At 61.9% G+C, this 7,609-nt stretch carries 10 protein-coding genes; 4 read left to right on the top strand and 6 right to left on the bottom strand.

Annotation, left to right across the window (positions count from 1 at the left end):
* Both FFS27_RS24775 and rssC read left to right on the top strand, forming a co-directional pair.
* The coding region (locus tag FFS27_RS24775; RefSeq protein WP_171019227.1) for a PP2C family protein-serine/threonine phosphatase at positions 1 to 584 on the top strand (584 nt) is incomplete at its 5' end.
* Positions 581 to 1,063 carry an anti-sigma factor antagonist RssC gene (rssC, locus tag FFS27_RS24770; protein ID WP_003104052.1) on the top strand — a complete coding sequence of 161 codons (483 nt, stop codon included), beginning with the start codon at positions 581 to 583 and terminating at the stop codon, positions 1,061 to 1,063. The genes FFS27_RS24775 and rssC, both read left to right, overlap by 4 nt.
* 84 nt (positions 1,064 to 1,147) lie before the next feature.
* On the opposite strand, the gene tal is transcribed toward rssC, so the two are convergent.
* Both tal and dusA read right to left on the bottom strand, forming a co-directional pair.
* Positions 1,148 to 2,071, bottom strand: a complete 924-nt coding sequence (gene tal, locus FFS27_RS24765) for a transaldolase (protein ID WP_003090868.1) — start codon at positions 2,069 to 2,071, stop codon at positions 1,148 to 1,150.
* 79 nt (positions 2,072 to 2,150) lie between these two features.
* Positions 2,151 to 3,131 carry a tRNA dihydrouridine(20/20a) synthase DusA gene (gene dusA, locus FFS27_RS24760; protein ID WP_016562059.1) on the bottom strand — a complete coding sequence of 327 codons (981 nt, stop codon included), beginning with the start codon at positions 3,129 to 3,131 and terminating at the stop codon, positions 2,151 to 2,153.
* A gap of 143 nt (positions 3,132 to 3,274) precedes the next feature.
* Between dusA and FFS27_RS24755 the strand changes: the two genes are divergently transcribed.
* Entirely contained in the window at positions 3,275 to 4,429 is a 1,155-nt protein-coding gene (locus FFS27_RS24755; RefSeq protein ID WP_171019226.1) for a site-specific integrase, read from the top strand.
* Here FFS27_RS24755 and FFS27_RS24750 read toward each other — a convergent pair.
* Both FFS27_RS24750 and FFS27_RS33760 read right to left on the bottom strand, forming a co-directional pair.
* Positions 4,403 to 4,678 carry a pyocin activator PrtN family protein gene (locus tag FFS27_RS24750; protein WP_003130859.1) on the bottom strand — a complete coding sequence of 92 codons (276 nt, stop codon included), beginning with the start codon at positions 4,676 to 4,678 and terminating at the stop codon, positions 4,403 to 4,405. The genes FFS27_RS24755 and FFS27_RS24750 overlap by 27 nt on opposite strands.
* Positions 4,678 to 4,800 carry a hypothetical protein gene (locus tag FFS27_RS33760; RefSeq protein WP_023096378.1) on the bottom strand — a complete coding sequence of 41 codons (123 nt, stop codon included), beginning with the start codon at positions 4,798 to 4,800 and terminating at the stop codon, positions 4,678 to 4,680. Before FFS27_RS33760 ends, FFS27_RS24750 begins: the two co-directional genes overlap by 1 nt.
* Positions 4,801 to 4,928: 128 nt before the next feature.
* Here FFS27_RS33760 and FFS27_RS24745 point away from each other — a divergent pair, with 128 nt between their 5' ends.
* Complete coding sequence (locus tag FFS27_RS24745; protein ID WP_124128509.1) at positions 4,929 to 5,570, top strand: hypothetical protein; 642 nt, start codon at positions 4,929 to 4,931, stop codon at positions 5,568 to 5,570.
* A gap of 2 nt (positions 5,571 to 5,572) precedes the next feature.
* Here FFS27_RS24745 and FFS27_RS24740 read toward each other — a convergent pair whose 3' ends face one another.
* Positions 5,573 to 7,408: a DNA cytosine methyltransferase gene (locus FFS27_RS24740; protein ID WP_137952258.1), complete on the bottom strand. Its 1,836-nt coding sequence runs from the start codon at positions 7,406 to 7,408 to the stop codon at positions 5,573 to 5,575.
* A partial coding sequence (locus tag FFS27_RS24735) for a hypothetical protein (RefSeq protein WP_218570992.1) occupies positions 7,405 to 7,609 on the bottom strand: 205 nt, incomplete at its 5' end. The genes FFS27_RS24740 and FFS27_RS24735, both read right to left, overlap by 4 nt.

Raw genomic sequence — 7,609 nt, 5'->3', positions numbered from 1 at the left:
AGCGACGCGTGGCGTTCTACCTGGCCGACGTTTCCGGCCATGGCGCTTCCTCGGCCTTCGTCACGGTGCTGCTGAAGTTCATGACCACGCGTCTGCTCTACGAGTCGCGGCGCAACGGCACGCTCCCGGAGTTCAAGCCGTCCGAGGTGCTGGCGCACATCAACCGCGGCCTGATCAATACCAAGCTGGGCAAGCACGTGACCATGCTCGGCGGGGTCATCGACCTGGAGAAGAACTGCCTGACCTACAGCATCGGCGGCCACCTGCCGCTCCCGGTACTGTTCGTCGACGGGCAGGCGAGCTACCTGGAAGGCCGTGGCCTGCCGGTGGGCCTGTTCGACGATGCGAGCTATGACGACCGGGTCATGGAGTTGCCCCCTTCCTTCAGCCTGTCGCTGTTTTCCGATGGCATCCTCGATGTGCTGCCAGGAGCTACGCTGAAGGAGAAAGAGGCTTTGCTACCGGAGCAGGTGGCAGCCGCCGGAGGCACCCTCGACGGGCTGCGCCAGGTCTTCGGGCTGGCCAACCTGGCGGAGATGCCGGATGATATCGCCTTGCTGGTGTTGAGCAGGAACCTTGCATGAGTACCGGTAAAATCCAGTTTGCCGAACAGAACGGCTCCTTCGTTCTGAAATTCGTCGGTGAGGTCCGCCTCACCCTGTGCTCGGCCCTGGATTCCACCATCGAAAAGATCTTCGCTGCGCTGAATTTCTCGGCGATCATCATCGATCTTACGGAAACCCAGAGCATCGATAGCACCACGCTCGGCCTGCTGGCCAAGCTGTCCATCCTGTCGCGGCAGAAAATCGGCCTGTTGCCCACGCTGGTGACCACCAATCCGGACATTACCCGTCTGTTGCAGTCGATGGGTTTCGATCAGGTGTTCAATATCGTCGATCGTCCGATTCCGTGTCCGGAGTGCCTGTCCGACCTGCCGCCGCAGGACCAGTCGGAAGATGTGGTGCGCGACAAGGTCCTGGAGGCGCACCGCATCCTGATGGGCCTCAACGAATCCAACCGCGAAGCCTTCCACGACCTGGTCAGCGCCCTGGAGCGCCATTAACCGGTCGATCCCTTCCCGAACTCCTGCTGAATCCGCTGCGCCGGAACGGGACGCCCTGCATGCGCGTCCCGCCGGCAGCGGCGATCAGTGGCGGGTCGCCAACTGGTATTCGAGCTTTTCCTGGTCGCGTGCGAACAGGCGGATGCCTTCGGCCAGCTTTTCGGTGGCCATGGCGTCCTCGTTCATCTGCCAACGGAAAGCGCTCTCGTCGAGCACCTGGCGCGGCTCGCCTTCGCCCGGCAGTAGCAGGCGCGGCAGCTCGCCCTGGGCGTCAGCCAGTTGTTGCAGCAGGTCGGGACTGATGGTCAGGCGGTCGCAGCCGGCCAGTTGCTCGATCTGGCCGAGATTGCGGAAGCTGGCGCCCATCACCACCGTCTTGTAGCCGTTGGCCTTGTAGTAGCGATAGATGCGCGAGACCGACTGCACGCCGGGATCCTCGGCGCCGGCGTAGTCGCGGTTCTCGCTCTTCTTGTACCAGTCGTAGATGCGCCCGACGAACGGCGAGATGAGGAACACCCCGGCGTCGGCGCAGGCCACCGCCTGGGCGAAGGAGAACAGCAGGGTCAGGTTGGTCTGGATGCCCTCGCGTTCCAGAATCTCGGCGGCGCGGATTCCTTCCCAGGTGGAGGCGATCTTGATCAGCACCCGCTCTCGGTCGATGCCCTGTTCGTCGTACAGCTCGATCAGGCGGTGGGCGCGGGCGAGGGTGGCCTCGCTGTCGAACGACAGGCGCGCGTCGACTTCGGTGGAAATACGTCCGGGAATGACTCCGAGGATGTCCTTGCCGACTGCCACGGCGAAGCGGTCGCAAGCCAGTCCGGCGTCGCCGCCGCTACCCGCGGTAGCCTGTCGAAGGTGCTCGGCGTAGCGCGGCAGGGCAGCGGCCTTGAGCAGCAGCGACGGGTTGGTGGTGGCGTCCACCGGCTTCAGGCGGGCAATGGCATCGAAGTCGCCGGTGTCGGCGACCACCGTGGTGTATTGCTTGAGTTGTTCCAGCTTCGAAGTCATGGCGAGGTCTTGTCAGGTGGGTTCTTGGGAAGAAGAATCCCCCGACCTTACCCGAGCCGCAGGCGCGGCTCAATGGGAGCTATCGCCCCGCCAGAAGTTCCAGCGCCTGGTCGAAAACCCGTAGCGGATCGGCGGCCTTGTGCACGTCCACCGAGAGCAACTGGCGGAATCGCCGGGAGCCGGGGAAGCCCTGGGCCAGGCCGAGGATATGGCGGGTCACGTGATGCATCGCGCCGCCTTCGGCCTGGTGTCGCTCGATGTACGGACGCAGACGGAGCAAGGCCTCGCTGCGACTGAGCGGCGGCGCTTCGCTGCCGAACAACTGGCTGTCCACCGCGGCCAGCAGGTAGGGGTTGTGGTAGGCCTCGCGACCGAGCATCACACCGTCGAAGGTCTGCAGGTGCTCGCGGCAGGCCTCGAGGGTCTTGATGCCGCCGTTGAGGACGATCTCCAGGTCCGGGAAGTCCTTCTTCAATTGCGCCGCGACCTCGTAGCGCAGCGGCGGCACCTCGCGGTTTTCCTTGGGCGAGAGCCCTTCGAGGATGGCGATCCGCGCATGCACGGTGAAGCTCCGGCACCCGGCCTCGCGCACCTGGCCGACGAAATCGCAGAGTTCGGCATAGCTGTCGCGCCCGTTGATACCGATGCGGTGCTTCACCGTCACCGCTATCTCCACCGCATCCAGCATCGCCTTCACGCAGTCCGCCACCAGCGCCGGATGCCCCATCAGGCAGGCGCCGATCATGTTGTGCTGGACCCGGTCGCTGGGGCAACCGACGTTGAGGTTGACCTCGTCGTAGCCGGCCTCTTCCGCCAGCCGCGCGCAGGCCGCCAATTCCGCCGGCACGCTGCCGCCCAGTTGCAGCGCCAGCGGGTGCTCGCATTCGTCGTAGCGGAGGAAGCGCTGGCGATCGCCGTGCAGCAACGCGCCGGTAGTGACCATCTCGGTGTAGAGCAAGGTGTGACGGGACAACTGGCGCAGGAAGAAGCGGCAGTGGCGATCGGTCCAGTCCATCATCGGCGCAACGGAGAAGCGGCGGGACAGTGTAGGGCGCGTCATTGCTGGCGTTGAGGCTTGATTCATCAGGTCTTTCGTGTGCGCTTTATCGGTGCATTTTTCGGGGTTTTCGGGCATATTTGGCGGGTTGGTGGTAAAAATTACCACTCGCCTAACGCCTTTTACCACCGGGACCGGGAGTTACGATGGCCACTATTCGCGCTCGGCGCAACGCCGATGGAACGGTGATGTACACCGCGCAGATTCGTATCAAGCGCGGAGGCGCGCAAGTCTATCAGGAGAGCGCAAGTTTCAGCCGGAAAAAGGCCGCTGAAGCATGGGCGCTCCGTCGGGAGGCTGAATTGGCCGAGCCTGGTGGCTTGGAGCGGGCCACGAAAAAGGGGGTACTGCTTCGGAACATCATCGCGCAGTACCTGGCCGACCGGGATAAGACTCGCCCGCTGGGTAAGACCAAGATCGCCACGCTGACCGCCATCGCCGCTTCCCACCTGGGCGATACCATCGACCGGGATATCACCAGTCAGGTGCTCGTTGACTATGCGCTGTGGCGTATGGGGCCGGACGGGGGAGGGGTGAAGGCGCAGACAGTTGCCAATGACCTGGCACATCTTGGGTCGGTGTTAGGAGTGGCGGAGGCAGCCTGGGGGTATCAAGTCGACCCGGACGTTATGGCGAAAGCCCGCAGAGTTCTCAAGAACCTGGGTTACAAGTTGCGCAGCAGGGAGCGTGATCGGCGCCCGACACTTGAAGAGTTGGATCGGTTGTTCCAGGCGTTCGAGCGCTCATGGCGATCGCGGCCGACCTCGATGTGCATGGCGAAGGTCGCTGCCTTCGCATTGTTCTCCAGCCGAAGGCAGGAGGAGATCATCCGTATCCGGTGGGCAGACCTGGACGAGGCCCGGGGCGCCGTCCTAGTCCGGGATATGAAGAGCCCGGGCGACAAGTGGGGTAACGACGTGTGGTGTCAGCTACCCGAGGAGGCAATGGCGGTCATCAAGAGTATGCCGCGGGCCTTCGACGAGATCTTTCCATACACCACCGATGCGATTCAGGGGGCATGGAGTCGCGCGATCACTGCCGCAGGTATAGAGGATCTGACGTTTCACGATCTGCGCCACGAAGCGATCAGTCGGCTGTTTGAGCTGGAGTGGGACATTCCCAAGGTGGCTTCGGTCAGCGGGCACCGAGATTGGAACTCTCTTCGGCGATATACCCATCTGCGTGGGTCTGGCGATAAATATGCTGGCTGGGAATGGCTCCCGAAGGTCCTGGCGATGCCGGTGTCCTTCGGGGAATGGGTTTCCAAGAAGAAGTCAGGCCGCCGGTCGGGCTCGGTTTAGCCGTTCATGGTCTTTCAGGGCGACCTCGCGCTGTTTGTCCAGATACGCCGCCAGGTCCGCCAAGTGAATGCCTCTGGCAGCCTTCTGGCTGGACTCGATCCGCGTGATAGGGATCTGGATCTGTCCGGCCAGGACCTTCCGCTGGAACTGCTCGACAGTCAGGTGACTGAAGTAGTCGGCGCATACTCTATTCAGCGGGATGATGGCGAGGCCGTTGTACTGGGCCATGAGAAGGAACAGGGTATTCATCAGTAGCACCCCGCTTGCCAGACGGCCAGCGTGCGGAGGCTCGGGAATACCTCCGCCGCGAACACTGCGACTAGGCCGAGGGTGGCGACGATGATGCAGAGGGCGGTCACTGTTCTTTGCATGCTCCGTCCTCCTTCTGCTTTTGTCTGGCATGCATCTGGTCGCTCAGGTCGATTATATGGCTACCTCTCGACCAATGATCTACAAGTAAGCAATCTCCATCCAGCTTTGCCGATAAAGGGAGTTCATCTTGAAGGTAGAAATTCCGTCGACGTTGGTTGAACGGACAATATGGGCGATTTGGTGGTTGTTTTTTGTCAGTGCCAGTTTGTGGTTGCTGGTCGGCAGTACTGCTTATTGGGTGAAAAATGGGTACCTTCCGGCTGATACTGCGGGATGGGCACAGGCTCTGGGTGGCTTTCTTGCGATAGCTGTTGCTATAGGTGTCCCCTACTTCCAGACGCGGAAGAGCATTGCAGATCGGCACGCCGAGGAGCGTTTCGCAAAATGCAGTAACAGTGGGGCTGCATATTCTCTGGTGTGTCACTTTGAGCAACTGATGTATCGATTGGCTAGGGAGGCAAGTAAAGCTGGATTTTCGACAGTGAAATCTGATGCTGTTCTGCGTAGGGAGCTCAAGGATACGGTGACGCTGTTGGAAGGAGTGCCCGTTACGGTTTTTGGTAGTGAGCTGGTATTTGTCGTCCTTGGTCTTCGCCAGATTGCAGTATTCTGCGAGCTTGCAGCAGAAAAACTTGAAGTCAAAGATTTCACTCAAGGGATTGATGTTAGTGATATTCGAGGGCAGGCACAGCAAAAACTTAAAGAGTTGGCGGGTTGGCGAGAAAACTTGGAAGCTAGTCTGGCCTTGCTGCACTCTGATAGAGAGTAAACTCATGCTGCCTCCCGTTGGTATAGGTCGATCAGGTCCGCGGCGTTGGCGGCGATGAGGTCTTCCGCTTCATCCGGGCAAACGCTGTTGCCGATGAGGCGGATCTGTTCGGTGTTGTTGATGGGGCGCCATTCGAGTTGGCCATCGGCGGTCTCGAACAAGCCGCGATCGATGATGTAATCGGGGCTGAAGCCCTGCGCCATCTTCAGCTCCGGTGCCTTGAGCATGCGCAGGGTGAAGTCCACCAGGGCATAGTCCCCCAGTAGCACCACGTCGGCGGGCTCGCTGAAGTGCTCCGGCAGATACTTGCGTAGGAACTCCGCGCACCGCTTTGCGCGTTCCAGCAGCTCGGGCGGCAGGATGCTGGCAGGAACCTTGGTCACCGTAACCAGTGCCATGCGCTCTCTGGTGGGAAGCGTATGCATGGGCTCGCGTAAGTCCTGGCAGTTGTGCCCAGTACCGTAGTATTTCACCAGGTACGCAGTAGCCAGGCGTTGATTCGTTCCGCGCCCCAGGATCGTACTGAGCGGCGCATCGGCAGCCCGGCCGTCACCGGTATAGAACCCTCCGTTGGCTTGCTCGAAGTGGCATGCAGCGATGGCGTGGTGCCCGCTTCCGGTGGTGATGGCGTTCATCGGCTGAAGGAGCCCATTGCCTACAGAGCCCTTGCGCAGCGTCACCATCGCTGCGGTAACCAGTGCGTGCTTTCGACTGCTCGCCACGACGGTGCCTAGAGGCTTGGCCAAACCGGGGGCGCGGGGAGCTTGTCCGGCTCGCTCGCCGTAGCCGATCTCCACCAGCGTTGCGGCTGACAGTGCGAAGTGTCCGCCCTTGACCTGGGCGACTTGCGTCCGCAGGGGCTCGGCCACGCTGAAGATGCGTTGGCTGCTTGCGTTGGCGAATTCCGTGAGGCTGGCCGCCGCCAGGTGTTGAGCATCCATCGGGACAAGGTAGGGCTGGTCGGCCATGACGGTGTGCCTCCAGAACCCCTTGGCCACCCTGCGGCAGGTGTTGTCTACCAGTGGTCGGGCGCGATCAAACAGGCTGGTGCCCAGGTCGCTCCAGTCGATGCACTCAGCGGCAGAGCGCCAAGGTAGCTGGCCCGGCTGCGGAGTCTGGTGACGTTTCGGGGAAGTCCAGACGATGGGGCGTCCGTCGGTGCGGCCGATCATGAACAGGCGTTTGCGAATTGTCGGGGCGCCGGCGTTGGCTGCTCGGCGTTCACGCCACTGAACATCACAGCCCAGGCCGCGCACCAGTGCTTGCTTGGGAACCCACAGCCCGATTGCGTCGAGTATCTCGGACATGTCCGGGTGGTCCTCGGCCAAGCCAGTGGTCAGGCAAGCGATGAATGCCCTAAACGTGCGGCCAGCCTCGCTCTTGATCGGTTTGCCGGATTCGTCGAGCGGTCCCCAGTCTTGGAACTCCTCCACATTCTCAAGGAAGAACATACGTGGGCGCGTCGCGTGTACCCAGCGGACCACGACCCAGGCGAGGGAGCGGACCCGCTTGCTGCGAGGCGCGCCGCCCTTGGCTTTGCTGAAGTGGCGGCAATCAGGCGAGGCCCACAGAATGCCCACGGGTTGCCCGCCGGTTGCCTCTAGCGGATCTACCTCGAAAACGTCTGTCCTGAAGTGGAGTGTGTTCGGGTGATTGGCTCGGTGAACGGCAATGGCAATGGGGTTGTGGTTGATCGCAATGTCTGGATCTCGATAGACGCGAGCGCCCCCGCTGCTTGCGCCGCCGGCACCGGCGAAGAGGTCGACATAAAGCTCTTTCTGAAACGGGAGGGCGCGCTGTTGGGCTGCCTGGTGGAGGTGCTGTTGGAAGCTGCTCATGCCCGTCCCCCTTCGGCTTTCTCCAGACGCTGGAGGAGGTCGGTGTTCGCGATGCGCAGCGCGGCGATCTCTTGGTTCTGCTCGCGGATCTGCGCGCACAGAGTGCGGATCAGTGCGTTATCGGTGGGCTTCGGTGGGCGCTTTCCCCCCTCGACAAGCTGCGCGGGCGAGCGAGTCATTAAGCGAAGCGTGGCTATGTGC

The sequence above is a fragment of the Pseudomonas sp. 2VD genome (genome assembly GCF_005503585.1).
In the GTDB taxonomy this organism is placed as follows: Bacteria; Pseudomonadota; Gammaproteobacteria; order Pseudomonadales; family Pseudomonadaceae; genus Pseudomonas; species Pseudomonas aeruginosa.
The sequence above is the reverse complement of the archived record's forward strand: the minus strand, read 5'-3'. Positions and strand labels throughout refer to the sequence as shown.